This is a genomic window from Synechococcus sp. PROS-7-1 (genome assembly GCF_014279795.1).
Taxonomy (GTDB): Bacteria; Cyanobacteriota; Cyanobacteriia; order PCC-6307; family Cyanobiaceae; genus Synechococcus_C.
In genome coordinates, this window is record NZ_CP047945.1 from 2,276,542 (window position 1) to 2,301,069 (window position 24,528).

The 24,528-nt window shown below is 62.5% G+C and carries 23 protein-coding genes; 14 read left to right on the forward strand and 9 right to left on the reverse strand.

Features of this window, described 5'->3' with window-relative positions; all coding sequences use genetic code 11:
• The first annotated feature begins 16 nt into the window (after positions 1–16).
• The 6 genes from prfB to SynPROS71_RS12460 all read left to right on the forward strand — a co-directional run bounded on the left by prfB (position 17) and on the right by SynPROS71_RS12460 (position 3,753).
• Positions 17–1,145 (forward strand): peptide chain release factor 2 gene (gene prfB / locus SynPROS71_RS12435; protein WP_186595421.1). Its coding sequence is split into 2 segments (ribosomal slippage): positions 17–91 and positions 93–1,145, totalling 1,128 coding nucleotides; the frame shifts between segments, so codons are not numbered across the junction.
• A gap of 2 nt (positions 1,146–1,147) precedes the next feature.
• On the forward strand, positions 1,148–1,321 hold the full coding sequence (locus SynPROS71_RS12440) for a DUF3285 domain-containing protein (RefSeq protein WP_186583561.1): 174 nt from the start codon (positions 1,148–1,150) through the stop codon (positions 1,319–1,321).
• Positions 1,318–1,920, forward strand: a complete 603-nt coding sequence (gene ybeY, locus SynPROS71_RS12445) for an rRNA maturation RNase YbeY (RefSeq protein ID WP_186595422.1) — start codon at positions 1,318–1,320, stop codon at positions 1,918–1,920. The genes SynPROS71_RS12440 and ybeY overlap by 4 nt, the downstream gene beginning before the upstream one ends.
• Positions 1,898–2,371 (forward strand): diacylglycerol kinase family protein, encoded by a 474-nt coding sequence (locus tag SynPROS71_RS12450; protein WP_186595424.1) that lies wholly within the window; start codon positions 1,898–1,900, stop codon positions 2,369–2,371. The genes ybeY and SynPROS71_RS12450 overlap by 23 nt, the downstream gene beginning before the upstream one ends.
• A 3-nt stretch (positions 2,372–2,374) precedes the next feature.
• Positions 2,375–2,983: an aminodeoxychorismate/anthranilate synthase component II gene (locus SynPROS71_RS12455; RefSeq protein WP_186595426.1), complete on the forward strand. Its 609-nt coding sequence runs from the start codon at positions 2,375–2,377 to the stop codon at positions 2,981–2,983.
• Between the two features lie 26 nt (positions 2,984–3,009).
• A complete protein-coding gene (locus SynPROS71_RS12460) occupies positions 3,010–3,753 on the forward strand; it encodes an MBL fold metallo-hydrolase (protein ID WP_186595428.1) in 744 nt (247 codons plus the stop codon).
• Positions 3,754–3,760: 7 nt separating this feature from the next.
• On the opposite strand, the gene SynPROS71_RS12465 is transcribed toward SynPROS71_RS12460, so the two are convergent.
• A complete protein-coding gene (locus tag SynPROS71_RS12465; protein WP_186595430.1) occupies positions 3,761–4,873 on the reverse strand; it encodes a histidinol-phosphate transaminase in 1,113 nt (370 codons plus the stop codon).
• A gap of 15 nt (positions 4,874–4,888) precedes the next feature.
• On the reverse strand, positions 4,889–6,361 hold the full coding sequence (locus SynPROS71_RS12470; RefSeq protein ID WP_186595432.1) for a peptide ligase PGM1-related protein: 1,473 nt from the start codon (positions 6,359–6,361) through the stop codon (positions 4,889–4,891).
• A 75-nt stretch (positions 6,362–6,436) separates the two neighbouring features.
• On the opposite strand from SynPROS71_RS12470, the gene SynPROS71_RS12475 reads away from it, so the two are divergent.
• Complete coding sequence (locus SynPROS71_RS12475) at positions 6,437–8,146, forward strand: protein adenylyltransferase SelO family protein (RefSeq protein ID WP_186595434.1); 1,710 nt, start codon at positions 6,437–6,439, stop codon at positions 8,144–8,146.
• Here the strand turns inward: SynPROS71_RS12475 and SynPROS71_RS12480 are convergent.
• The 5 genes from SynPROS71_RS12480 to SynPROS71_RS12500 are packed head-to-tail and all read right to left on the reverse strand — an operon-like array spanning position 8,138 to position 13,850.
• A complete protein-coding gene (locus tag SynPROS71_RS12480) occupies positions 8,138–9,130 on the reverse strand; it encodes an asparaginase (protein ID WP_186595436.1) in 993 nt (330 codons plus the stop codon). The genes SynPROS71_RS12475 and SynPROS71_RS12480 overlap by 9 nt on opposite strands.
• A gap of 6 nt (positions 9,131–9,136) precedes the next feature.
• Positions 9,137–10,645, reverse strand: a complete 1,509-nt coding sequence (locus SynPROS71_RS12485) for a hypothetical protein (RefSeq protein ID WP_186595451.1) — start codon at positions 10,643–10,645, stop codon at positions 9,137–9,139.
• Positions 10,645–12,438 carry an arginine--tRNA ligase gene (gene argS, locus SynPROS71_RS12490; RefSeq protein WP_186595453.1) on the reverse strand — a complete coding sequence of 598 codons (1,794 nt, stop codon included), beginning with the start codon at positions 12,436–12,438 and terminating at the stop codon, positions 10,645–10,647. The genes SynPROS71_RS12485 and argS overlap by 1 nt, the downstream gene beginning before the upstream one ends.
• Positions 12,439–12,468: 30 nt before the next feature.
• A complete protein-coding gene (gene nadC / locus SynPROS71_RS12495; RefSeq protein WP_186595455.1) occupies positions 12,469–13,344 on the reverse strand; it encodes a carboxylating nicotinate-nucleotide diphosphorylase in 876 nt (291 codons plus the stop codon).
• Positions 13,344–13,850 (reverse strand): TerB family tellurite resistance protein, encoded by a 507-nt coding sequence (locus SynPROS71_RS12500; RefSeq protein WP_186595457.1) that lies wholly within the window; start codon positions 13,848–13,850, stop codon positions 13,344–13,346. The genes nadC and SynPROS71_RS12500 overlap by 1 nt, the downstream gene beginning before the upstream one ends.
• Before the next feature lie 87 nt (positions 13,851–13,937).
• Between SynPROS71_RS12500 and def the strand changes: the two genes are divergently transcribed.
• The gene (gene def, locus SynPROS71_RS12505) at positions 13,938–14,471 is read left to right on the forward strand and encodes a peptide deformylase (protein ID WP_186595459.1); all 534 of its coding nucleotides are present in this window, start codon (positions 13,938–13,940) and stop codon (positions 14,469–14,471) included.
• 4 nt (positions 14,472–14,475) lie between these two features.
• On the opposite strand, the gene mnmE is transcribed toward def, so the two are convergent.
• A complete protein-coding gene (mnmE, locus tag SynPROS71_RS12510) occupies positions 14,476–15,858 on the reverse strand; it encodes a tRNA uridine-5-carboxymethylaminomethyl(34) synthesis GTPase MnmE (RefSeq protein WP_186595460.1) in 1,383 nt (460 codons plus the stop codon).
• 77 nt (positions 15,859–15,935) lie between these two features.
• Between mnmE and SynPROS71_RS12515 the strand changes: the two genes are divergently transcribed.
• The gene (locus tag SynPROS71_RS12515; RefSeq protein ID WP_186598085.1) at positions 15,936–16,385 is read left to right on the forward strand and encodes a DUF2062 domain-containing protein; all 450 of its coding nucleotides are present in this window, start codon (positions 15,936–15,938) and stop codon (positions 16,383–16,385) included.
• Positions 16,346–16,843, forward strand: a complete 498-nt coding sequence (locus tag SynPROS71_RS12520; RefSeq protein ID WP_186595462.1) for a hypothetical protein — start codon at positions 16,346–16,348, stop codon at positions 16,841–16,843. The genes SynPROS71_RS12515 and SynPROS71_RS12520 overlap by 40 nt, the downstream gene beginning before the upstream one ends.
• 8 nt (positions 16,844–16,851) lie before the next feature.
• On the opposite strand, the gene SynPROS71_RS12525 is transcribed toward SynPROS71_RS12520, so the two are convergent.
• Positions 16,852–19,185 (reverse strand): bifunctional (p)ppGpp synthetase/guanosine-3',5'-bis(diphosphate) 3'-pyrophosphohydrolase, encoded by a 2,334-nt coding sequence (locus SynPROS71_RS12525; protein WP_186598086.1) that lies wholly within the window; start codon positions 19,183–19,185, stop codon positions 16,852–16,854.
• A 58-nt stretch (positions 19,186–19,243) separates the two neighbouring features.
• Between SynPROS71_RS12525 and SynPROS71_RS12530 the strand changes: the two genes are divergently transcribed.
• The 4 genes from SynPROS71_RS12530 (at position 19,244) to SynPROS71_RS12545 (ending at position 24,495) form a co-directional block, all read left to right on the forward strand.
• The gene (locus tag SynPROS71_RS12530) at positions 19,244–20,848 is read left to right on the forward strand and encodes an ABC transporter ATP-binding protein (RefSeq protein ID WP_186595464.1); all 1,605 of its coding nucleotides are present in this window, start codon (positions 19,244–19,246) and stop codon (positions 20,846–20,848) included.
• 4 nt (positions 20,849–20,852) lie between these two features.
• Positions 20,853–21,545 (forward strand): response regulator transcription factor, encoded by a 693-nt coding sequence (locus SynPROS71_RS12535; RefSeq protein ID WP_186595466.1) that lies wholly within the window; start codon positions 20,853–20,855, stop codon positions 21,543–21,545.
• A gap of 190 nt (positions 21,546–21,735) precedes the next feature.
• The gene (locus tag SynPROS71_RS12540; RefSeq protein ID WP_186595468.1) at positions 21,736–23,319 is read left to right on the forward strand and encodes a cellulose binding domain-containing protein; all 1,584 of its coding nucleotides are present in this window, start codon (positions 21,736–21,738) and stop codon (positions 23,317–23,319) included.
• A gap of 63 nt (positions 23,320–23,382) precedes the next feature.
• Positions 23,383–24,495 carry a transporter substrate-binding domain-containing protein gene (locus SynPROS71_RS12545; protein ID WP_186595470.1) on the forward strand — a complete coding sequence of 371 codons (1,113 nt, stop codon included), beginning with the start codon at positions 23,383–23,385 and terminating at the stop codon, positions 24,493–24,495.
• The last annotated feature ends 33 nt before the right edge of the window (positions 24,496–24,528 follow it).

Below are 24,528 nucleotides of genomic sequence, written 5' to 3' on the forward strand. Positions count from 1 at the left end.
TTGCCTCAGCGCACCTTTGCTCGATCTCACAGACTTCAAGCGCGACCTCTCCGAGCTCACTGACCGCCTGGGCCATGCCCAGGACTGTCTTTGACGTTCCTGCTCTGAACGCACGGCAGCAGGACCTCGAACAACTGGCTGCTCAGCCTGACTTCTGGGACGACCAACAGAACGCACAAAAGCAGATGCGGCGCCTCGACGAGGTGAAAGCGATGCTGCAACAGCTTGAGACCTGGCAGGGCGCGGTCGCCGACGCGCAGGCCACGCTTGAGCTTTACGACCTTGAACCCGACGACGACCTGTTGGGCGAGGCCCAAGGTGGCCTGAACCAGTTGCGCCGTGACCTGGATCGCTGGGAACTGGAACGCCTGCTCAGTGGTGAGTACGACAAAGAGGGAGCCGTGCTCTCCATCAATGCCGGCGCTGGAGGAACCGACGCCCAGGACTGGGCCCAGATGCTTCTGCGCATGTACACCCGCTGGGCTGAAGACCGCGGCATGAAAGTGACGGTGGACGAACTCAGTGAAGGAGAGGAAGCGGGCATCAAGAGCGCCACGATCGAAATCGAGGGCCGTTACGCCTACGGCTATTTGCGCAATGAAAAGGGCACACATCGCCTGGTGCGCATCTCGCCGTTCAACGCGAACGACAAGCGTCAGACCAGCTTCGCCGGCGTGGAGGTGATGCCCAAGCTGGAGGAAGATGTCGACATCGACATTCCCGACAAGGATCTGGAAGTCACAACCTCACGATCCGGAGGTGCTGGCGGCCAGAACGTGAACAAGGTGGAAACCGCAGTTCGCATCCTGCACATCCCCACGGGCCTGGCGGTGCGTTGCACCCAGGAGCGGTCGCAACTCCAGAACAAAGAGAAAGCCATGGCCCTTCTCAAGGCGAAGCTGCTGGTGATTGCTCAGGAGCAGCGTGCTGCTGAGATCGCCGATATCCGGGGCGACATCGTGGAAGCGGCCTGGGGCAACCAGATCAGAAATTATGTGTTTCACCCCTATCAGATGGTGAAGGATCTGCGGACCCAGGAGGAAACCAATGATGTTCAGGGCGTGATGGATGGCGACCTGGACCCCTTCATCCAGGCCTTGCTGCGCCAGGGTGTCGACAGCCCCGGCCAGGAGGAGGACAGCTGACCATGCCCGAGCAGGAAGGACCCACCACCCCACCGCCAAGTTTCGTCAAACAGGCGATGCGCAACATGGTGCGCAAAGGGAGCAAAAGCCTGTTCCACTTCGGACTCACTGCCGCTGGCTTCATTGGATTCATCCTTGTGGTGGCCTGGCTGGGACGCCCAACCCTTCCGCAATGAGCGCAAGACGGCGCGATCCGGTCGTTCTTGACCTGGCCTTTACAGGTGCTGACGACGCCCAGATCAACACTCTGGGAACGTTGGCCTCAACCAGACGGCTGCAGAGCCCGGAGCCCTGGCAAAGCGACCTCTGTTGTTGGCTTGAGGCACTGAAGCAGAGCTGGGAGCGACCAACAGCCCCCCAACTGAAGGACTGTGTGGACGTGAGCCTGGGCCTGCAATTGACCGGCGATCGAGAGATCGCTGAGCTCAATGACCGTTGGCGTGGCCTGCCACAGGCAACGGATGTGTTGTCGTTTGCCGCACTTGAGTCGGAGATGCCGCTCCAGCAGGCGACAACCCTGGAACTCGGGGACATTGTTGTCTCCGTTCCGACGGCAGCACGCCAGGCGATCGAGCAGGGACACAGCCTGGAGAGGGAGCTGCAATGGCTCGTCAGTCACGGGCTGTTGCATCTCCTCGGCTGGGATCACCCCGATGAGACAACGTTGAACGCAATGATTGCTTGTCAGGAGCGCCTGCTTGCCATGGCCGGTAATGTTCAATCCCACGGTGAGATCAACTGTGAAACAGCAGATGAAATCACTGCTGAACCCTGAAGACGGAGCGCCGTTGTCCGAGGAGATCAGCCAGCGCAGCACCCACCAGGCCCATCGAGCTGCCCAACGGGGCGCCTGGCGCATTGCTGGCGATCTGCCGGCCAGTTTCCGCTATGCCACCCAGGGACTGGTTTACGGGTTTGTCAGTCAGAGGAACTTCCGCATCCATGTGTGCATTGGTTCGGTGGTCTTTGGCCTGGGACTCTGGCTTCAACTGCCCCCCATTCAGCTGGCCGTTCTGGTGCTCACCGTGGCCGCTGTCTTGGTGCTCGAACTGCTCAACACGGCCATCGAATCGGTGGTGGATCTGGCCATCGGCCGCCGCTTCCACCCCCTGGCACGGATCGCCAAGGACTGCGCTGCGGCGGCGGTCTTGGTGGCGGCCATCAGCTCGCTGCTGATCGCCCTCTTGCTGCTGCTTCCTCCTCTGACCCTTCGCCTCAGTCTTTGAACGATGCTCCTCGTCATCGATAACTACGACAGCTTCACCTACAACCTGGTGCAGTATTTCGGCGAGTTGGCGGCCCAGCATCCTCTGGCCGCCGAGCTGCGGGTGGAGCGCAACGATGCCCTCACCGTCGCAGAGATCAGTGCACTTAAGCCCGATGCCATCCTTCTCTCCCCTGGGCCTGGTGATCCCGATCAGGCCGGCGTTTGCCTCGATGTGCTCAGGCAACTGTCTCCGCAGATCCCAACCCTGGGGGTGTGCCTAGGGCATCAGGCCCTGGCTCAGGCCTACGGCGGCCGCATCGTCCGCGCGCCTGAACTGATGCATGGCAAGACATCCCCGGTGCAGCACCGTGGGGAAGGGGTGTTCGCAGGCTTGCCGCAACCACTTACGGCCACGCGGTACCACAGCCTGATCGCCGAACGCAGCAGCCTGCCTGCCTGCCTTGAGGTCACCGCCGAACTGGAGGATGGCACCGTGATGGGCCTGCGCCACCGCGACCACCACCACCTGCAAGGGGTTCAGTTCCACCCCGAAAGTGTGCTCACCGAAGCCGGCCATAACCTGTTAGCCAACTTCCTGCAGCAAGCGGAAAGTCGCGTGCAGCACTGCTAGCTTCCAAAGCCCTCCGGTACGCCCCCATGACCGATCTCCTGCACAAACGGAGTGCCGGCCGCATGGCCTCGGCACTGGCGGCGACGGCCCTGCTCAGCACACTCTCCATCCCTGCGGTCCGAGCCGCAGGGGTGACCATCACCAGCTACGGCCACAGTGCTCTGCTGATCAACGGAGGGGGACGCTCGGTGCTGGTCAATCCCTTCAAGGCCGTTGGCTGTGCCAAAGGACTGCGCGAACCGCGCGTGAACGCCACCGTGACGCTCGCCAGCTCTGAGCTGCCTGATGAAGGGGCACGGATCGGGGGAGGGACGTATCTGGTGAAGCCCGGCTCCTATCGGGTTGGTGGGCTCAACCTTGAGGGATTTGCGGCGCCCCATGACCGTGTCGGGGGCCGACGGTTCGGCAACGCCACCATCTGGCGGTGGCAGCAGGGTGGCTTGAGCTTCGCCCATCTTGGTGGTAGCGCCGCTCCCCTCAGCGGGGAAGACAAGGTGCTTCTCGGCCGCCCTGATGTGCTGATCATCGGCGTGGGCGGCGGCGGCAAGGTGTACGACGGCAAGGAAGCAGCTGAGGTGGTGAGGCAGCTGAACCCACGGCGCGTGATTCCCGTGCAATACGTCAGCGGCGATGCGCCCCAGGGTTGCGACCAAGGAGGCGTGCAGCCTTTCCTCGATGCCATGGGTGGAACGAAAGTTCGACGCGTGGGCACAACGCTGTCCCTGCCCGGAACCTTGGGTGACAACACCGTGATTGATGTGATGCGCTGAGCCTGGATCAGGCGCAGATGCTGCTGTAAGCCCGCCAGAACCGCTGCATCTGCTCGAGGGTGCCGATGCTCACCCGCAAGGCACCCTCGAGCTGGGGCTTGCCGGTCATCGAGCGCACGAGGACTCCTTGAGAGCGCAAAGCCTGCTCCACCGCATCAGCAGGCCGCTCTGGCCACACCAACAGGTAATTGCCCCCGTCACAGTGAAAAACAACACGCGAACGCGTCATTTCTGACACGATCCAATCACGCGCGCGTAACACTTCCTGCACATACTGGTTGGTGTAGGCCTGGTCCTCCAGGGCCGCAAACGCCGCCGCCACCGCCAGGCTGTTCACGTCATAGGGACCGGTGACGCGGCCAACCCTGTCCACCACTCCGGGGTGTCCAATGGCAAAGCCCAGTCGCAGCCCGGCCAGACCCGCTGTCTTGGCGAGAGAGCGCAGCACCAGCACATTGGCCTGCGCCCGGAAATCGACAACTGGCAGCACGCTGTCTCCGGTGAACGCTTCATAGAGCTCATCCACCACCACCAGTGTGTCCGGGGCAGACGCAGCGAGGGCCAGCACCTGATCCGCCGCCAGGCGGGCGCCGGTGGGATTGTTGGGGTTGCAGAGCATCAGAATCCGCGGCTTGCGCTCCAGGGCCGCGCGAAGCGCATCGAGAGGAACCACGAACCCCGGCATGCCATGGGGAATCGCTTCAAGCTCCATTCCCTGCATCGCAGCGCAGGGGGCGTAGTAGCCGAAGGTGGGACTCGTGGTGAGCAGGATGTCCCCTGGAGCCCCATAGGCGTGAATCACGGCATGGATCGCCGCATCCACGCCGTTGAACACCCCCACCTGTTCCGGTACCAGGGGATGCAGCATGCCCTCCTTCGACGCCTCGAGATTGGCGATCAACGCCTCGCGTAGTCCGTCGTATTCCGGATAAACGGCGATGAGTTCCTCAGGGAATGATCGAATCGCAGCCACCACCTTCGGACTGGGGCCCAGGGTGTTTTCGTTGAAATCCAGGCGCAGCTGACCGCGACGCCCTTCCAGGGGAGCGCTGTAACCCTTGAGGCGTTCCACCTCGGCCCGAGCGGGAGGGGGAGGGGAGGGTGGAGTTGATTCAGTCATGGCCTCAGCAACGCGTCACATCTCCAGCAGCCGGGCCCGCGTGCGGGCATCCACCTCCCGAGCCTCCGCCAGGGTGGTGCCGATGCAGGTCATTCCCAGCTTGCCGTGTTCTGAAAGACAACCCAGAAGATGAAACACGCTTCCGCTCTCCTTGAGGGCGTCGTAATGCAAACCAGCCTCAGCCACCGCATCGATCAGATCCATGGGCAGCAGGCCACGCAGACGGGGATGCACGAAGTTGTCCGTCGCCAGGTAGTGCAGCTCACTGCCCTGGGGAGACAGGAAGGCACCGGTGGCGGCATCCATCTGGCCATTGCTGAGAAAGCGCAGCACCTGATGGGGATGGGTGGTGCCACCTTTGCGGAGATTGACCTCAATGGCCTGAAGATCCCAACGATCGCCGAAACGCCTGGCCAGCCCATCCACCGAGAAATGATCCAACGCCCCCAGCGCAGCCAGAGCCTCGCCAACCGCCCGTCCCCAGCGCTGCAGCTCAAGCCGGTAGGCCGGATCGGCCGGGAACTGACAACCGAGATACACCTGGCCGGACTCCCCGCCCAGATGCTGCTCATGGGTGGAGAGCACCTCCACGCGACCTCCGGGATGGATCACACCCTGCACGCTGGGTGAGGAGATCGCCTCACCACCCTCCAGCCATTCCTCCACCAGCGCCCCCTGATCCTGAAGCTGGGTGTGCCATCCGGCCGCAGGCATGGGCAAGGTGTCCAGCGCCAGCCTCAGGCGGTCACGGCGCTCCTGCGCTGAACAGTCCAGAAGTTGCAGCGACTCCAGCTCGAGCCGGGCATTGCCCTCGCCACTGAACCCCTGATTGAGCTTCACCACCGCCCGGCGCAATCCCGGCTTGCGCTCCAGCAGATCCAGGCAGGCATCAAGCAAGCCGTCGAAGCTAAACACCAACTCTGATCCATCCGGATGGGGGAGCCCGCAGCGACGGAACAGGGTGCGACCACCAGCCTTATGACCCCAGTTGGACAGCTGCGGATCGCACCCCATCAGGGGAAGCTGCAAGGCCTCGGACAAGCGGCATTCGAGATCACCGACGTTGTAACAGCTCAAGTAACTGCGCCCCGGCCGCAAGCTGTCGCGGATGCGCTTCAGCAGCCGCGGTCGCTCCAGCAACTTGGCAGCCAAAGGGCGGGGACTGGCGTCATCGGTATCGAACAGCTGCAGGCGTTGACGGGCATGGGAGATCGGCACCCCTTGCAGCAACTCCAGGACGGAATCCACCACCAGATCAGGCAGCAGCTTGCTGGTGACAAACACCATGCGTGCCCGTGGCTGCCGCAAGCGGATCAGCTCAAACAACTGGCGTTCCTCGTAATGATGCGCCCCCTCAACAAGCGCCATCTGCTCCTGGCTCATATTCAGAGATGGCATCACCAGCACATCCCAGGGGTCACTCCCTGGTCTCACCTGGGCGATATCGGGTTGCAACTGGCGCTGCAGATCCTGGAACGACAACGTCAACCCCACACCTCCAGAGACACCGGATCACTCTGATCCTTCAGGTTCCGCATTTCATGATGGAGCGGTATCGGGGCCATGCCCATGGGAGCCAGCTCCAAATTGTCAGACGCACCCACCACAGCAACGTTCAGTGCGTTCGCAGAGAAAGCGGACTACTCGTTGCTGAACCAGCTGAAGGCGGATCCTCAGTCCACGGCGGACGGACGCGATCACCGCCCCCGCCAGGTGCAGTCGGGCCACTACGTGCCGGTGCAGCCGACCCCGCTCCCCGATCCCGCCTACGTCGCCCACAGTGCTGCCCTGTTCGATGAGCTTGGGCTGAGTGAAGCGCTGGTTGATGACAATGCGTTTCGCAGGCTGTTTTCCGGAGACCACACTGCGGCCGCCGATCCCATGCGTCCCTGGGGCTGGGCCACTGGTTATGCCCTGTCGATCTACGGCACTGAGTACAACCAGCAGTGTCCGTTCGGAACCGGCAACGGCTACGGCGACGGCCGGGCCATCTCCGTGTTTGAGGGAGTGTTCAACGGCCAACGCTGGGAGATGCAACTCAAGGGCGGCGGACCGACGCCCTACTGCCGCGGTGCCGACGGCCGCGCCGTTCTGCGCTCGAGCGTGCGCGAATTCCTGGCCCAGGAGTTCATGCACGCCCTCGGTGTGCCCACCTCCCGTTCGCTGACGCTCTACGCCTCCCAATCTGAGACGGTGGCCAGGCCCTGGTACTCGGAGAACTCACGCTCCTTCGATCCGGACGTGATGGTGAGCAATGCCGCCGCGATCAGCACCCGCGTGGCCCCCTCCTTCCTGCGGGTTGGGCAGATCGAACTGTTCGCGCGCCGTGTCCGCAGCGAGGCCCACCCTGAAGCACGTCAGGAGCTGCAGCTGATCGTGGAGCACCTGATCGAAAGAAATTACCGGCCGGAGATTGATCCGGGCCTGCCCTTCCACCGGCAGGTCATTGCGTTGGCACGCCTCTTTCGCGGACGGCTCACGTCGCTTGTCGCCAACTGGATGCGCGTCGGCTACTGCCAGGGCAACTTCAACAGCGATAACTGCGCTTCCGGCGGCTACACCCTCGATTACGGCCCCTTTGGATTCTGCGAACTGTTCGATCCCCGCTTCCAACCCTGGACCGGTGGCGGGACCCACTTCTGTTTCTTCAACCAGCCCGTGGCCGCAGAAACGAACTTCAAGATGTTCTGGTCGTCCCTGCGCACGCTGCTGGATGGCGACACCCAGGCCCAAGAGGAGCTTGACGCGCTGCACGACGGTTTTTCCAGGGCGATGCAAGAGGAGATGGAGGCGATGTGGAGCAGCAAGCTGGGCCTGAGCGCCTACGACGAAACCCTGGTGATGGAACTGTTGCAGCTGCTGGCATCAACCCGAGCTGACTACTGCAAGGCCTTCCGCATCCTGTCGACGCTTCCCAGGGACGTCTCCGAGCTAGATCCCAGTTTCTACCTGCCCTGTTCTGATGAACTCACAGGCCAATGGCAAAGCTGGCTGCAGCGCTGGCGCAGCAGCCTGGAAACCCAAGCTGACCTCCACCAGGCGGCCGCGCTGATGCAGCGCAGCAATCCCGCCATCACCTGGCGCGAATGGTTGATCGCTCCGGCTTACCAGCAAGCAGAACTCGGAGACATGCGCCTCATCCATGAGCTGCAGTCGGTGTTCAAAGATCCCTACACCCCACTACCAGCTGACCTGGCAAGCCGCTACGACCAGCTGCGACCCCGGGAACTCTTCAACGCCGGTGGGCTGTCGCACTACAGCTGCTCATCCTGAGAGTGTTTTGAGCCGTGCCGCCAAAGCATCGCGATCGTCTCCTGCCATCAAGGCCAACAGCAACAGCACTCGTGCCTTCTGAGGACTGAGATCACCGGCAGGAAGCAACCCAAGCTTGGCGTGGTCCTCGCAACGGTGCACGGGCCCCGAACCGCAGCGGTTCGCGCGCAGCATCAGGGGCGGTTGACCATCCCACTGCGCAAGGGCATCCCGCTCCACAACCGACAGCTGCCCAGCTCCAGTGCCTGTGAACACCAGGCCCTGCACCCCAGCGGATAGCAACGCTGGAATCAAGGCCTGGGGAGGCTCAACACATCCATGCAAGATCACCACCTGTGGCCAGCACGGAGGCAACGACAGTCCAGCGAAAGGCACCGGGCCATGGCGTTCCAGTCCCGGCAGATGGACACCGAGATCATCCACCCAGCCCAGGGGACCTCGACCTGAACTGTGAAAGGCCCCCACCCCCTGGGTGGCGCGTTTGCTGACCTGACGGGCACTGTGAATCTGTCCGTCCATCACCACCAGCACGCCGCGGCCGCGCGCCTCTGCACTGACGGCCACCTGAACAGCCTGGTAGAGGTTGAGGGGGCCATCGGCACTGAGAGCGGACGCAGGCCGCATGGCCCCCACCAACACCACAGGCCGGGGGTCGTCGATCAGAAGTTGCAGCAGCCAGGCCGTTTCCTCCAGGGTGTTGGTGCCATGGGTGATCACCACCCCCGCCAGGCCAGGATCATCCGCCAGGGACTGCCGAATCCGTTCCACCAGAGAGCGCCAATGGCTGAAACGGAGGTCGGCGCTGTCCACATTGGCGATCTGTTCCACCTGGATCTCGGCCAGTGAGGCCAACTCCGGCAAGGCATCCAGCAGACCCTCGGCATCGATCACCCCCGCGGCATAGCGATGCAGCTGAGTCGACTCAGGCGCTGTTCCGGCGATGGTGCCACCGGTGCCGAGCAGGAGGAGCCGAGGATGTTGCATGGCCGATCAATCAGGACGGGATGGGAAGGCTGGAGGCCGGCTGAGTGGGGCATCCGGGGGAGGCTCACCGTTGAAGAGTGGGGCATCCAGCAACGCGCATTGGGCGTAGGGAGAGCGCGGGAACCACTGATCGTCACGCTGCACCGGCACACCGTCATCCGCACCACTGCGGTATGCAGCTAGGTCTGAAAAGAATGACTCCAGCACCAACCGTCTGGCGGCCACGGGTCTGAGCTGCGCGGACGGACCCAGCAGCAGCACCATCACCAAGACCGATCCCGCCAAGACAACGGTGCACTGGGTGACGCGCCGCTCGCTGCGCTTCAGGGCTGCCGAGAGCTCTGGGATGAGGCGTTCGAGGGTGTGCGCCATGCACAGCAGCAGGAACGGCAGCAGCACCATGCCGGCGTACACATGGAACACAAACAGATTTTTCATCACCACCAGCCAGAGCACAGCAGTCCCCCCGGTACTCCAGAGCATCTGGCGACGGAAGGTCAGCGCCTGCTCAGGCAGGGCAGGGGGGATTGAGCCAGCAGCCGATGAGAGCCGTCTGCGCCTAGTGACGAGGCGCGTCAGCACGAGCACCGCCGCGACCAGCAAAAGCGGCAACATGAACTCCGTGCTGTAAGCGATCAGTTTGGGCAGTGCCCCCCCCAACCAGCGGGTGCGCTCAAGAGCTCGCTCGGAAAACCCATTCCCGCTAAGGCCAAGTCTGCGCAGAGCTGACTGCACCACCGTGGTGCTGGTCCAGCTCACAGCATTGAGGCGGGCTTCCCAAACGATGTTGTAAGCGGTTGCGACGCCAACGGTTGCGAAGGCGATCGGCACGCCCAGCCACAAACCCCTGCGCCGGCCGGCCAGACCCCGCTGCAACGGCAACACCAGGGAGGCGATCAGCACGACCGCAGACCGACCGCTCAGGGCGGCCAGGCACACTGCCGCCCAGTACCAGCGCAGATCAGGCTGATCAGGAAGAACCTTGCGCACCACCACGAGCAGCAGCAGCACGTAGGCCAGCAACGCAGGCTGGTCGAAGTGGAACATGTTGCGGTACTGCAGCACCACCGGGGCTGAGAGCGTGAACAGCAGGGAGGCCATCGCCACCGGCCGGGAGAAACGCAGGGCCCGAAGCCACCACCACAGCACCAGAGCTGTGGCGATAAAAATCACATTCATCCACTGCCGAGCGGCATACAGCCAAGCCGCCCCATCAGCGGCCCAGGGCGAAAGCAGCCATCGACTCAAAACCGCGAAGACGATCGGGTAGCGATTGAAGTACTCGAGGTGCGTGGAACCATCTGAAGTCAGCCACTCACAGGAATAACCAACGCCGCCGTTGGCCAGGCTGCTGTGACGGGCGATGGCCAGGGAGTGAAGCGACACCCAGTTGAAATGCCCTTTCTGAAAGAAATCAACGATCGCTGGCTCTGACAGAAAGAGCACGGCCGCGAGCACCATGGCGATGCCGATTGGCCAGTGCAGGGTTCGCAGACCTTGCAGCCGTCGATGCATCACATGCGGTCCAGGGTGGGGATGCCCAGAAGGCCGAGGCCCGATTTGAGCGTGTCGGCGGTCAGCCGGCAAAGCGCCAGCCGGGAGGGGAGGGCCTCCGCGTCAGCCTTGAGCACAGGTACCTGGTCGTAGAAGCGGTTGAACACCTGGCTGAGCTCGAACAGGTAGCTGCAGAGGCGGTTGGGCAAGAGCTCTTCCTCCACCTCGGCAATCACGGCATCGAACTTGAGCAGCTCGCGCACGAGGGCCCATTCCTGGGGTTCGCTGAACTGCAGCTGGTCCGTCGACACCTCCAGGTCACCACCTTTGCGGGCGATGCCGGCGATGCGCACCACCGCATACAGCAGATAAGGGGCCGTGTTGCCCTGCAACGCCAACATCCGGTCGAAGGAGAACTGGTAGTTGGTGATCCGGTTCTGGCTGAGGTCGGCATATTTCACTGCCGCCAGGCCGACGGTGGCGGCGACGTGGTGAATGAACTCCTCGGACTCACGACGCTCCTCCTCCTTCAGACGCGAGCGCAGGTCAGCTTCGGCCCGCTCCACCGCTTCATCGAGCAGATCCCGCAACCGCACCGTGTCACCGGAGCGGGTCTTGAGCTTCTTGCCGTCCTCCCCCTGCACCAGCCCGAAGGGCACATGCTCGAGGCGAGCGCCTTCCGGGATCCAACCGGCCCGCTGCGCCACCTGGAACACGCCGGCGAAATGATTGGCCTGTCCAGCATCGGTCACATAGATCACCCGGCGAGCGTCATCCCCTTCCGGTGCGGCACCAAAGCGGTAGCGGATCGCGGCCAGGTCGGTGGTGGCGTAGTTGAAGCCACCATCGCTCTTCTGCACGATCACCGGCAGGGGCTTGCCGTCCTTGCCCTGAACGCCTTCAAGGAACACGCACTGGGCACCGTCGTCGGTGACCAGCAACTCGGCAACCTTCAGCCCATCAATCACCGCCGGCAGGAAGGGGTTGTAGAACGACTCACCTCGCTCATTGAGGCGAATGTCGAGCCGGTCGTAGATCTTCTGGAACTCACGCCGCGACTGATCGCAGAGCAGTCCCCAGGCCTTGAGCGACACAGGATCGCCGCCCTGCAGTTTCACCACCTCTTCCCGGGAGGTGGTCTGGAAGGCATCGTCGTCGTCGAAGCGTTTCTTGGCCTCGCGGTAGAAGGCCACCAGATCGCCCAGATCCACTGCATCGGCGGTGTCCAGGGCGTCCGGCGCCACCTGCTTGAGATGAGTAATCAGCATGCCGAACTGGGTGCCCCAGTCGCCCACATGGTTGAGGCGCAGCACAGGGTGGCCGCGGAACTCCAGCACCCGGGCCAGGGAGTCGCCGATGATCGTGGAACGCAGATGCCCCACATGCATCTCCTTGGCGATGTTGGGGCTGGAGAAATCCACCACCACCGGAGCCGCCTGCTCCACTGCAGGCACACCGAGTCGCTCATCTCCCAGCCGTGCTGACACCTCGGCCGCCAAACGCTCGGGCCGAATCGTGAGGTTGATGAACCCAGGCCCGGCGATCTGGGGATCGAGGCACAGGTCTGTGAAAGCAGGATCAGCCTGCAGTTGCTCAACGATCGCCGTGGCGATCTGGCGCGGCGCCTGCTTCAGCGGTTTGGCCAGAGGCAAGGCTCCATTGGCCTGGAAGTCACCGAATTCCGGCTTGCTGGCCGGGGCCAACTGGGGGTCGAGCGGTTGCGAAGCCTGTCGGGCGGCCGCTGCCTGCTCCGGAAACGCCCGGTCCATGGCCGCACGCAGCTGAAGATCCAAACGATGGGCAATGCGCAGCATGGAAGAAGCGTTGGGCTTGGCGGGCCCTGATCATCCCGCGGCGCCGGCAAAGCGCATGCTCAGATCGAGCCAGCTGCTGCGCGTGACCGGAGCACTGGTGGAGACCAGATCAATGCCGGTGGCGGCATAGGCAGCCAGGGCATCCGGATGAATCCCCGAAGCCTCCAGCACCACAGGTGCAGCATCGTCACGGCCGCGCGCCTGATCCCGCAGCCTCGGCACCAGCATCGCCAGCTCCTCCGGGCTGAACTCATCGAGCAGCACACCATCGGCTCCTGCCTGCACCGCGGCCATCGCCTCCGCCTCTGTTTCCGCTTCAACGATCACCCGGGCCGGCCAAGGCGCAGAGGCCCTCACCGCAGTGATGGCCGCCTCCACGCCACCGGCCCAGGCCAGGTGGTTTTCCTTGAGCATGGCGGCATCATCCAAGCCGAGCCGGTGATTGATCCCGCCTCCGCAGCGGACGGCGTACTTCTCGAGCTGCCGCAGGCCAGGCGTTGTTTTACGGGTATCCGCGAGCCGAACACCGGTTCCATCAAGTTCTGCCACCAGGACTGCCGTGGCCGTGGCGATGCCCGACAACCGCATGGCCAGGTTCAAGGCCGTGCGCTCAACAGCGACCAGCGCCGTGGCCGCACCCTCCACCTCCAGCACACGCTGCCCTGATGCGACCCGCTCTCCTTCAGCCACCAGCAGCCGGACCTGAGCCAACGGATCGAGCGCATGCACCAACGGTTCGAGGAACACCCCGCCACAGAAACGCCCCTCAGCTTTGGCGATCCAGTGAGCGGCGCCATGGCACCCCTGAAGGGCTGGAGCTGTGAGATCGCCGCGGCCGAGATCCTCGAGCAACCAGGCCTCCAGCTGCCGTTGGAGCTGGGGAGTGATCGGCAAGGAAACCACCATCAGAGCCAACTGGTCCCGGATGCTTCCAGCGCGGCCACGGAAGGCCAGGCGCCCCAGCCAAACAGAAGCTGATTGAGGCGGTCGATGAGAGCGGGAGTCTCCTTCAGGGCCTGGCGAGCAGCCCATTCAGCCTCCTGAACCTGGGCGTCAGGCAGGTCGAGAGCATCGAGAAGGCGCCGGTAGGCCACACGCTCAGCAGGATTGATGGCACTGTCATCCTCCTCACCCTGGCTGCTGCAGACCATCTGAAAGGCCAAGGACACCATGGCCATGCGCTCGTCACTGCCTTGGAGCTGAGCCACCCAAGCTTCCACTTCCGTCTCCTGCTCAGCCTGCAACGCGGCCAGCGCATCCTCAGGATCCTCAAGCGGCAGCAGGCGTGCCGAGAGCTTGCTGAGCAGCGCCCGCTCCTCCGAAGCCACATCACCATCCACACTCGCCACCCAGCACAGCACTTTCAACTGGGCCCACTGCGAGGGCTTGAGAGCAGCCAGTGGATCAATCACAGGAGGTTCCGATCGAGGCCTTCATTCTGAGGGAGCTGCGGCTCAACAAGACCGACGATGGAGTCAGCCTTGTTCCCAAACGCTGCCATGACCATCCGCGCCGTGCTCCGGCTTGGCCACCCGGCCCTGCGCCAACGAGCCCGTGAAATCCAGGACGAGGTGTTCGGAACCCAGCAGCTGCAAACACTGATCGACGACCTCCTCGAAACGAAAGCAGCCCGTTCCGGCGCCGGGCTGGCGGCACCGCAGATCGATGAGCCCTGGCGGGTGGTGGTGGTGGGCATGGGGGCCAACCCCCGTTACCCCCAAGCACCACCAGTGCCGGAGCGGGTGCTGATCAACCCAGAGATCACACCCCTGAGCGACGCAACCACCGCCGGCTGGGAAGGCTGCCTCAGTGTGCCCGGGCTGCGGGGCGAGGTGGTGCGCTGGCAGCGGATCCGCCTGACCTGGCGCGATCCAAACGGTGGCTCTCACCTCGAAGAGCTGGAAGGCTTCCATGCCCGTGTGGTGCAACACGAATGCGACCACCTCGATGGCGTGCTGTTCCCGGATCGGTTGCGCGATCCCACGGCCTTTGGCTTTGAAGCCGAACTGCAGTCGGATGGACGGATCCCCTGAGCCGTCACTTACCGATGCAGAAACGGGAGAAGATCCGATCGAGCACCGATTCGGTGAGCTCCTCCCCGGTGATCTCACCAAGGCCGTGGATCGCCTGACGCAGATCGATCGTCCAGAAGTCCCAGGGCAAGCCGTCGGCCGCCACCTGCGCACTGCGGGCCAGGGCATCGGCTGCCTGCTGCGCCAAATCGCCCTGGCGCTGGTTGAGGGAGAGCAGCAGGGAGCCATCTGTGAGGGCTCCACAACGCTCCAATACGGCTTGCACAAGCTCAGCCTCCCCAGCTCCCGTACAAGCACTGAGACGAATGTCGGCAGCAGAGCCGCTGGACCCCGCGCGCGCATCTGTGCCAGCAAGATCCACTTTGTTGCCCACCAGCAGGTAGGGCACCGCAGCGGGGATGCGTTGCCGAAGGGCCTCATCGTCTGGCGTCCAGCCCACACTCAGATCAAAGAGAAGCAGCACCAAATCCGCACTGGCCAGGGCGTCATGACTGCGGGCGATGCCGAGCTGCTCCACCGCATCGCTCGTCGCTCGGATACCAGCCGTATCGAGAAGGGTGATCGGCACTCCCTCCAGCACGATCTCGCTCTCCAACAGATCACGGGTGGTCCCGGGCAGATCGGTCACAATCGCCCGCTCCCGACGGCTGAGCCGATTAAGCAACGAGCTCTTGCCCACATTCGGGCGTCCCACCAGGGCCACCCGCAGCCCCTGGCGCAGAGCGACACCAACCTGTCCGTCCTTCACCAGCTGCTGCAACTCACCACGCACCCTTTGCAACTCCTCGAGCAGAGCCGCTCCATCCAGCGGTGGTAGGTCCTCCTCGAAATCCACCCGGGCCTCCAGCTCGCTGAGCTGATCCAACAGGCGTTCACGCAGTGCGGTGATCCGTTTCTGAATTCCCCCATCCACGCCGGCCATCGCCAACTGCGCAGCACGCTGACTGCGCGCCGCCACCAGATCACTGATGGCCTCCGCACGGGTGAGATCAAGACGACCGTTGAGCACAGCCCGCTGGCTGAACTCCCCCGGAAGCGCGCGACGCACCCCAGGCTGTTCCAACACTCTGGCCAGCACCCGTTGCACGGCGATCACACCCCCATGGCAATGGATCTCCACCACGTCTTCCCCCGTGAAACTGCGAGGCGCCAGCATCAACAGCAGCAGCACCTCATCAATCCGCTCCTCGCCGTCAGCGGCGAGCACGTGGCCGTAAAGCACCCGATGGCTCTCCCAGGGCTGGTAGCCAGGAATGCGCGTCACGGCCTGCACAGCGGCCTTGGCCTGGGGACCGGAGAGACGGATCACGGCGATCCCGCCCTGCCCCGGGGCCACGGCGGTGGCAACCGCGGCAATCGTCTGCGCGTCTCGAATGATCTCCTGCATCGAGCAGCTCACCAGGGCCTGCGCTCCTTCCTACGATCACACTCTCCTTCGCGGTGCAGGGACCGCAGTCGACTCCCATGGGCCGGATGCTGATGGAGGCACGCCAACGCGTGCAAGATGCCCTGCAGTGGCTGTGGCAACAGGAGGGCACACCTGGCCAGCGCGCCCGCGGACTGGCTGCGGGGATCTTCTGCGGCTGCTTTCCGATCTTTGGCTTCCAGACCCTTCTGGGCATCGCCCTGGCCAGCGTGGTGCGCGGCAATCACCTTCTGGCCGCCGCCGGCACCTGGATCAGCAATCCTTTCACCTACGTGCCCCTCTACTGGTTCAACTTCAGAGTGGGATCGCTGGTGCTGGGTCCGGGGCGCCCCTGGCCAGGGTTCGACGCGGTGCGCCAGGAGGGCTTCAGCGATGTGGGCTGGAGCGTTCTCACCCGACTGCTGCTGGGCTCGGCCATCACCGGTGCGGTCTGCGCCGCACTGGGGTGGTGGTTGAGCCTGCGCTGGCTGCAGCGTGCAAAGCCATGATCTTGGACGCCATGCTGCCGGCGGCCCTGGTCGCCTCAACACTGGCTCCCCAACCACTCGATCGACTCCCGGCTGATCTGAATCCTCTGATTCAGGCTTTGCAGAGCAAAGGGTTCAGCGTGCGCATCGCTCTGCCGCCGGTGCGCGGCAGCTATGGACTGTTCCAGGCCCAAAGCAAAACACTGTGGATTTCTCCACTCACCATTCCTTTGGGCATCGCGCGGCAGACCGTTCTGCATGAAGCCGTTCATGCGGTTCAGAGTTGCCCCAGCGGCAGGCTCACGCCCCTCGGCTGGTCAGCCCAGTTGAATCCTGTGGTGGAACGAGAAATCAGCGCCATCCTCCTACGCAGCTACCACCACGGCGACCGCGTGCTGGAACGGGAGGCCTTCATGCTGCAAGGCCAGCGGGATGCGGTTCCAAAACTTGTGAAAGCCATCCAGCAGCGCTGCAGCTGAACAGCAACTCAACCCTGCCCCGTGCGGGCGATATCGAGCACATCCGCCATCGAACGGATCTGATCCATGGTGCGCTGCAACAAATCGGCCCCAGCCAGCTCCACGCGCAAATCGATCCGGGCTGGTTTGCCATACGTCGTTTTCACACGAGCATCGCTGACGTTGATCGCTCCATCTGAAAGGCGCATCAGGATGTCTTTAAGGATGCCCACCCGGTCGATCACCTCGATGCGCAACTGCACCGGGAAGCGCTGTCCATTGCGAGCATTGGCTGGATTCCAACGCACCGGCAGGCGCCGTTCGCTCGGGATCACCTCCACATTGGCGCACTCTTGCCTGTGAATGGTGATGCCATGGTTGCCGAGTGCCACCGTGCCCACAATCGCCTCACCAGGCAGAGGGCTGCAGCAACCGCCCAGGCGATAGTCAAGTCCCTCCACTCCGAGAATCGGCACGGCGCCGACATGGTCTTGCCGAACCGGCGCTGATTCCGCCTGCTCCACAAGCTTGCGGGCCACGTCCTCATTGCTGAGGGGCTGGGTCTCCGCATCGGCTTGCAAACGGATTTCCTCCCGCAGTCGGTTGAGCACCTGATGGAGAGTGACGGCACCAAATCCAAGGGCCGCCAGCAGATCATCGGTGCAGTGCAGGTTGCAGCGTTCAGACACGCGGGTCATCGCTTCGCTGTTCAGCAGAGCATCAAAACCACTCCGCCCCAACTCGCGCTCGAGCAGCTCCTTGCCGCGTTGAATCGTTTCATCGCGATGGCTGCGCTTGTACCACTGACGGATACGATTTCGTGCCGTTGGTGTGGCCACGAAGTTGAGCCAATCGAGGCTGGGATGGGCGGTTTTGCTCGTGAGGATGTTGACGAAGTCGCCGTTTTGCAGCGGTGTGGAGAGCGGACAGAGACGATCATTGATCCTCACGCCATGACAGTGATTACCAACCTCGGAGTGGATGCGATAAGCAAAGTCCACGGCCGTTGACCCCTTGCGCAAACCGAGAACATCACCCTTGGGGGTGAACACAAACACCTCCTCATCGAAGAGATCTTCCTTGATGGAAGCGAGGTAATCGTTGTGATCATCGGAACCACCCTCCTGCTGCCAGTCGACCAGCTGCCTGAGCCAGTTGAAGCGTTCGGTGTCGCCCCCTGCGGCGGGTGAGCCTCCTTCCTTGTATTTCCAGTGGGCGGCAATCCCGAACTCCGACACCTGGTGCATCTCCAGGGTGCGGATCTGCACCTCGATCGGCCGATGCCGGCCAATCACTGCCGTGTGCAGCGACTGGTAGCCGTTGGGCTTGGGCAAACCGATGTAGTCCTTGAATCGGCCGGGGATCGGCCGGAAGGTGTCATGCACCACAGCCAGTGCCCGATAGCAAGCTTCCACACTTGGGGTGAGGATGCGCAGGGCCGCCACGTCGTAGATCTCGTGGAAGGCTTTCTGCTGCCGTTGCATCTTGGTCCAGATGCCGTAGAGGTGTTTGGGTCGTCCATTCACCTCGCAGTTCTCAAGGCCCGCCGCCGCCAAGCGGTCACGGAGCAGCTGCACGGTCACCCCTAGGCGCTCCTCCCGCTCGCTGCGTTTGGTGGCCACCTCCTGCTGCATCTCCCGGAAGGCCTCCGGCTCGAGCAGCTTGAACGAAAGGTCCTCCAGTTCCCACTTGAAGCGGCCGATCCCGAGGCGATTGGCCAATGGGGCATAGATCTCGCGGGTTTCTCGGGCGATGCGCTGCCGCTTCTCCTCACGTAAGGCCCCGAGGGTGCGCATGTTGTGGAGTCGATCAGCCAGTTTCACCAGCACAACGCGGATGTCGCTGGCCATGGCCAGAAACATCTTGCGCAGATTTTCAGCCTGAGCCTCAGTGCGGTTGGTGAAATGCAGGCCTCCGAGCTTGGTGACGCCCTCCACCAGCTCCCTCACTTCCGGTCCGAAATGACTTTCCAGTTGCTCTGGGGTCACATCGGTGTCTTCCACCACATCGTGGAGGAAGCCAGCAGCAATCACGCTGGCACTTGCACCGATATCGCGCAGCAGATCAGCCACCGCCACAGGGTGCACGATGTAAGGGTCACCGCTGGCGCGGAACTGCCCTTCGTGAAGCTGGAAAGCGAAATCGAAAGCCGCAGCCAGCAAGGCTTCGGAATCGGTCGGGCAGCTATGGCCAATCCCGGGGGGGACATGGTTGATGCATTCGCGCAGCCAGTACGGCAGCTCGATGCCGTAATCGTCTGGAGAGCGGATCTGACGGTCGCGTAACGCCACCAAACCGCAAGCGGGGTGAGCTGATCGTTGGTCGATCGGCTGAACATCCGGTGCGGAGGTGGCGTTGAGCATCCGTCCTGGCAGTTCAATCCATGGTATGTAGCCGTCAGCCCCAGCGCCTCCTTCTGCCATGACCGCCGCACCTGGGGCCGTTCTGGAACTCCAACAGCTGCGCCTGCGTTACCCGGGCAGCCCCGCCTGGACCCTCGACGGCCTTGATCTACGCCTAGAAGCCGGGGAGCGGCTGGCGCTGGTGGGGCCTTCCGGCTGCGGCAAAAGCACCGTTGCCCGTGCAGCCATACAACTGCTGCCCCAGGGAAGCCGCTGCGAAGGAAGCCTGTCTCTTAATGGCCATGATCCGCGCCGCCTGGCGATCCCCGATCTGCGCGCACTCCGGGGAGACTCGGTCGGCCTGGTGTTCCAGGACCCGATGACCCGACTCAATCCCCTGATGACTGTGGGGGGGCATCTTCTGGACACCCTTAGGGCCCACCGGCCGGACATGGATGCTTTATCGAGGCGGCAACGGGCCGAAGAGCTGCTGGAACAGGTGGGCATCGGTGCTGAGCGCTTCAAGGCCTACCCCCACGAATTCAGCGGTGGCATGCGCCAGCGCCTGGCCATCGCCTTGGCCATTGTTCTGCGCCCTCCCCTGGTGATCGCTGATGAACCCACCACCAGCCTGGATGTGGCTGTGGCCGGTCAGGTGATGGCGGCCCTGCGCGACCTCTGTGATGACCTCGGCAGCGCCCTGCTGCTGATCACCCACGACCTGGCCATGGCCCACCGCTGGTGTGAACGCATGGCAGTGCTGGACGGTGGAAAGGTGGCGGAAATCAATCGCAGCGACGTGGTGCTCACCTATCCGAGTTCGCGGGTGGGGCAGCGACTGCTGGCGGCGGCCCGTGCCCGGGAGGGGGGCGCAACCCCGGCAGCCCCTGCAGCCACCACCGTGCTGGATGTGCAGGAACTGCGCTGTTGGCACAACCTGGGGGGACCGCCCTGGGCCCCCAACTGGTTAAAGGCGGTTGATGGGGTCAGCTTTCAGCTGAAAGCAGGCGAAACCCTGGGAGTGGTGGGCGGATCAGGTTGCGGCAAAAGCACGCTCTGCCGCGCTCTGATGGGGTTGACACCCATTCGTGGTGGACGGGTGCAGCTGTTCGAACGGAACCTGCTGCTGTCCCGCGGACGGGACGCCAAAACGATGCGGCGCTCGATCCAGATGGTGTTTCAGGACCCCCTGGCATGCCTCAATCCCGCGATGACGGTGGCAGATGCCATCGCCGATCCTCTGCTGATTCATGGCTTGGCCTCCCGTGCCTCGGCGAGGGAACGAGCCCGAGAGCTACTGGAACGGGTGGGGCTGGGACCAGCGGAACGTTTTCAGAACCGCCTGCCTCGCCAGCTGTCTGGGGGCCAACAGCAACGGGTGGCCATTGCCAGGGCGCTGGCCCTGGACCCCAAGGTGCTGATCTGCGATGAGAGCGTCAGCATGCTGGATGCGGAAATCCAAGCCGACGTGCTGGCTCTGCTACGCCAACTGCAGCAGGAGCTGGGACTGGCGATGATCTTTGTTACCCACGATCTCTCGGTGGCCAGCGGCTTCTGTCACCGCCTGATCGTGCTGGATCGCGGCCACATCGTGGAGAGCGGTCCAGGTGATCAGCTGCTGAGCAACCCTCAGGCAGAGATCACGCGAACCCTGGTGGATGCCTGTCCGCGGCTGCCGGTCTAACGCCATGGTCGCTGGCACGTCCTTGACGAGTGATCTGGAGCGAGCGCGGTCGATCCGGGCACTGATCGCCGATCAGGATCTGTTGATCTGCCTGTATCCCCATCTGTTCGCTGTGAAACAGATGGCTCGACTAGCCGGCATGCACAGCCGACGGCAACGGGTGTTTGTTGAGAGCAGAGCCGACGCGCTCAGCCACCTCGGAACCATGACCACGGTTCCTTGGATCCTGGTGTCCGAGCGCTTAAGCGATGGCTCGGGACTGACGCTGCTCAGCGACTGTCGACGGCTCCTCCCCAGCCATCGCAATCTGCTGCTGCTCAACCGCCCCAGCGCTGACACCCTGAAGATCGCCCGCCAGCTTGCCGTTGATGCTCTGTTGGATGAGCGCAGCGTGGAGAAGCGGTCGGGTGCACTGATTCAGGCGCTGACTGCCCTCAAGGAGGGTTCGCGCTACGAAGATCCAAGGCTGCAAGCCGACAATGAAGCGCCGTACACCAGCACCAAGACGCTTTCAGGCCGGCAACTCGAGATTCTCGCTCTGGTAGCGGAAGGTCTCAGCAATCGGGACATCGCCCAACAGCTGCTGATTTCGAGCAACACCGTGAGAGATCACCTGAGCGAGATCATGCTGCGACTGGAGGTGAACAACCGCGCCAGCGCGGTGTCATCGGCCCTGCGGCGAGGGCTGATGCCCTGAACCAAAAGCACGGAGTGCAAACCCCCCATTTGGAGGATGGTGAATCACGGCCTTGCAGATCTGAATAGGTGAGCCAAAAGACCGCATTCAGTCCGCATCAAAGTTGCTTCTGGTCACACAGAATTTGCAGCCCGTTGCATTTGCTGCATCCCTTCTCGCTGGACTGAAACGGTTGCCTGCCCTTCAACCCATGGCTCCCTCCAACACGCTCCAGATCTCCGTCAATGGAGACCTCTGGTGGGGTGGTTTCACAGCCGAAATCACCGTGCGCAATGCCTCGGACCAGCCACTGGACAGCTGGAGTACGAGTTTCATCAGTGCCCATGATCTAGACCCTGAGGCCTGGGGGGTGGAAATCAACCGAGAACTCCTGGGGGAAGGCCTCAGCCTCTACACACTCACAGGAACCTCATGGGGACAGAGCATTCCCGCAGGAGGGGAACTCCGCGTGGGATTCAATGGCAGTCAGAGCGTCGACCTCGGCAGGAATGGCGCCTTGACCGAAGCCATGCTGATGGCTGAGAGGTCCATGGGCGAATCGGTGATGGCCGACGGAGGCGCACACACGGCTGAACACACCGCTGAACACCCTGCTGAACACGCCGCGATGTCCCATGGCCACAACACCATGACTGGTCCCTACACCGACATCACCACCTGGGGTAGCTTCCACGGCTCGAACCACAACTCCGAGCACAACGAACTGGTGGGGGGCCGCACGGCGATCACCACCGAAGCGATGGAGGCCTACAACGGCTTACGCGCCTTTGCTGGCCTTGAGTCGGTTGCGCTGGAGGATGTTGGTGCCTGGGCTTATGCCCAGGGTTTGACCAACAACGCGCAGGCCTGGGGCGATGACACCAAAGGCGTGGGCCTCTGGTATGCGATGCAAGCAGCCAAGGTGGGGTGGATCTCGGATGAGACCTACAACCCCCAGATCCTGGCTGACATCCAACGCACCGCCCGCCAAGGCGAGACCGATGCGGTGATGGCGATGGTGGAGACCTTCGGCCATGAAGGCTTCGCCAGCTATCTGCGCAGCAATGCGCTGGTGGACACCTTCACCAACACCCTGAAGATGGAGCCCCACTACGGCGGCTGGATGCACGGCCGCACCCATGGATTCCTCAGCATCGAAGGCGTGGCCATCAACCACGACATCAACCACCTGACGGTGCTGGGCTGGGATCAGCAGCAGCCCTTCATGAATGACACCTTCGACTACCCGCAGTGGCCTGCGTTGGAGGTGAGTGATGACACAGTCATCAACTACTTTCAGTCGATCGTGACGCTGGGAGACCCGCTCAGCAGTCAGCTGGAGACCCTGGGAGCACCGAGTGGGATTGGGCCAAACGAGACGCCACCTCTTGCGAGCACTCCATCTCCCTCCCCTGAGACGGAGTCCACAAACAACGATCCAATCACTGGTGAATCGCTGGCTGTGGAGATCAGCGGAGATCTCTGGTGGGGTGGCCTGACGGCCTCACTGGCGGTGACCAACACTGGCGACCAAAAAACAGACAACTGGGGGCTGAACTTCATCAGTGCCCATCAATTCACCGGAGACAGCTGGGGCACAACGATCGAAACCGAGACACTGGCCGATGGTCTGTACCGCTACCAGCTCACGGGTGCCGACTGGGGACAGTCCATCGATGCTGGAGAAACCATCCGTGTGGGGTTCAATGCGCGATCGGCTGACAGCGGCGAGAGCGAGGGTGCACTGACCACTGAAATCCTGCTGGCACTCAACAGCGAGCTGGTGGTGGTCTGAGCCCAGGAGCGGACATGGGGACACGGTTATGGACTTGACTGGTGTCCCCTGTGCGAGAGCGTCATGCATCCCATGCTCAGCCGGAGTGTCCGTCTGACGATTGGGGCACTTTGCAGCGTCCTGCTGACAGCTGAGTGCATCCAGATCAGTCAGGCCCAAGACCTCACTGTCGAGGACACCGATCCGGTGGATGTGATCTGGTTCCCGAACCCTCCCTACGCAATGAACGAGAAGGGGATCCCCGCAGGCTTTGAAATCGATCTGTGGCGGATGATTGCGGAAAGTCGGCAGATCCCCTACCGCATCCGCAAAGCCGACAGTTTTGAAGATCTCCTCGCCGCGATCAGCAGCAACCAGGCCGACTTGGCGATCTCAGGCGTGCTGATTAATGAAAACCGCAGCAAGGCCTTTCGGTTTTCCTTTCCCACGGCCAGCAGTGATTTAAAGATCTACACCGTCAACAGCGAGGAACCAACAGCCGTCAAATTACTTCGGGTTTTGTTTTCCAGGGAAGTGCTGCTGATTTTCCTGGGATTGATTCTGATTGCCTGCATCTTTGCTCTGCCCGTTTGGATGATGGAGCGTCACCGACCAGACCTGGCCGACAAGCAGAAGCGCCATCAATTGGTGCTCATTCTTCAGAAAACTTTGCTGCTCTCCACAGACCATACAAAACGCACGAAAACTCGCTTGATTTCAATCGGCTCACTGTTTGCCAGGGTTTTATTAACAGCCTATTTTGCTTCTTACATCCTTAAAGTGGCCAGCAGCGAACAACTCTCTAAAAAACAAAATATGATCGAGGAGATTAACTTTGAAACCCTCAAAGACACAACATTTGCTGCGATTCCAGGCTATATCCAGACATCCATCTTGAAAAGCAACGGCGCCAAAACCATTGCATGCGATGTTGCAGAAACATGCATTCAACTGCTCAAAACAGGGCAAGCCGATGCCATCCTCGACGACATGCTGACCATGCAAACAACCTTGCCCTTGATGCAGGGAGCGAAAGTATCCGCTGCTTCAGAGAAACTCATGACCCTGTTCATGGCCTTTGCAATCTCCAAAGACTTCAGCAAAGATCAACGCTCACTCGCCATCAACGATGCAATCGCCAGGAGCTATTACGACGGCTCTCACGCCAAGCTGAGCAGGATTTGGCTGCGGCCATGAGCATTAGCCACTCTTGGTCAAAATTTGACCTTG

Bases quoted from the DNA above. Each gene is read 5' to 3' on its own strand.
- SynPROS71_RS12480 (WP_186595436.1), bottom strand. From the start codon at position 9,130: ATGCAACATCCTCGGCTCCTCCTGCTCGGCACCGGTGGCACCATCGCC.
- SynPROS71_RS12465 (WP_186595430.1), bottom strand. From the start codon at position 4,873: ATGACTGAATCAACTCCACCCTCCCCTCCCCCTCCCGCTCGGGCCGAG.
- nadC (WP_186595455.1), bottom strand. From the start codon at position 13,344: ATGGTGGTTTCCTTGCCGATCACTCCCCAGCTCCAACGGCAGCTGGAG.
- SynPROS71_RS12515 (WP_186598085.1), top strand. From the start codon at position 15,936: ATGGGCCGGATGCTGATGGAGGCACGCCAACGCGTGCAAGATGCCCTG.
- SynPROS71_RS12475 (WP_186595434.1), top strand. From the start codon at position 6,437: ATGCCCATGGGAGCCAGCTCCAAATTGTCAGACGCACCCACCACAGCA.
- SynPROS71_RS12440 (WP_186583561.1), top strand. From the start codon at position 1,148: ATGCCCGAGCAGGAAGGACCCACCACCCCACCGCCAAGTTTCGTCAAA.
- SynPROS71_RS12540 (WP_186595468.1), top strand. From the start codon at position 21,736: ATGGCTCCCTCCAACACGCTCCAGATCTCCGTCAATGGAGACCTCTGG.
- SynPROS71_RS12535 (WP_186595466.1), top strand. From the start codon at position 20,853: ATGGTCGCTGGCACGTCCTTGACGAGTGATCTGGAGCGAGCGCGGTCG.
- SynPROS71_RS12530 (WP_186595464.1), top strand. From the start codon at position 19,244: ATGACCGCCGCACCTGGGGCCGTTCTGGAACTCCAACAGCTGCGCCTG.
- mnmE (WP_186595460.1), bottom strand. From the start codon at position 15,858: ATGCAGGAGATCATTCGAGACGCGCAGACGATTGCCGCGGTTGCCACC.
- ybeY (WP_186595422.1), top strand. From the start codon at position 1,318: ATGAGCGCAAGACGGCGCGATCCGGTCGTTCTTGACCTGGCCTTTACA.
- SynPROS71_RS12525 (WP_186598086.1), bottom strand. From the start codon at position 19,185: ATGCTCAACGCCACCTCCGCACCGGATGTTCAGCCGATCGACCAACGA.
- argS (WP_186595453.1), bottom strand. From the start codon at position 12,438: ATGCTGCGCATTGCCCATCGTTTGGATCTTCAGCTGCGTGCGGCCATG.
- def (WP_186595459.1), top strand. From the start codon at position 13,938: ATGACCATCCGCGCCGTGCTCCGGCTTGGCCACCCGGCCCTGCGCCAA.
- SynPROS71_RS12485 (WP_186595451.1), bottom strand. From the start codon at position 10,645: ATGCATCGACGGCTGCAAGGTCTGCGAACCCTGCACTGGCCAATCGGC.
- SynPROS71_RS12450 (WP_186595424.1), top strand. From the start codon at position 1,898: ATGAAATCACTGCTGAACCCTGAAGACGGAGCGCCGTTGTCCGAGGAG.
- SynPROS71_RS12460 (WP_186595428.1), top strand. From the start codon at position 3,010: ATGACCGATCTCCTGCACAAACGGAGTGCCGGCCGCATGGCCTCGGCA.
- SynPROS71_RS12545 (WP_186595470.1), top strand. From the start codon at position 23,383: ATGCATCCCATGCTCAGCCGGAGTGTCCGTCTGACGATTGGGGCACTT.
- SynPROS71_RS12455 (WP_186595426.1), top strand. From the start codon at position 2,375: ATGCTCCTCGTCATCGATAACTACGACAGCTTCACCTACAACCTGGTG.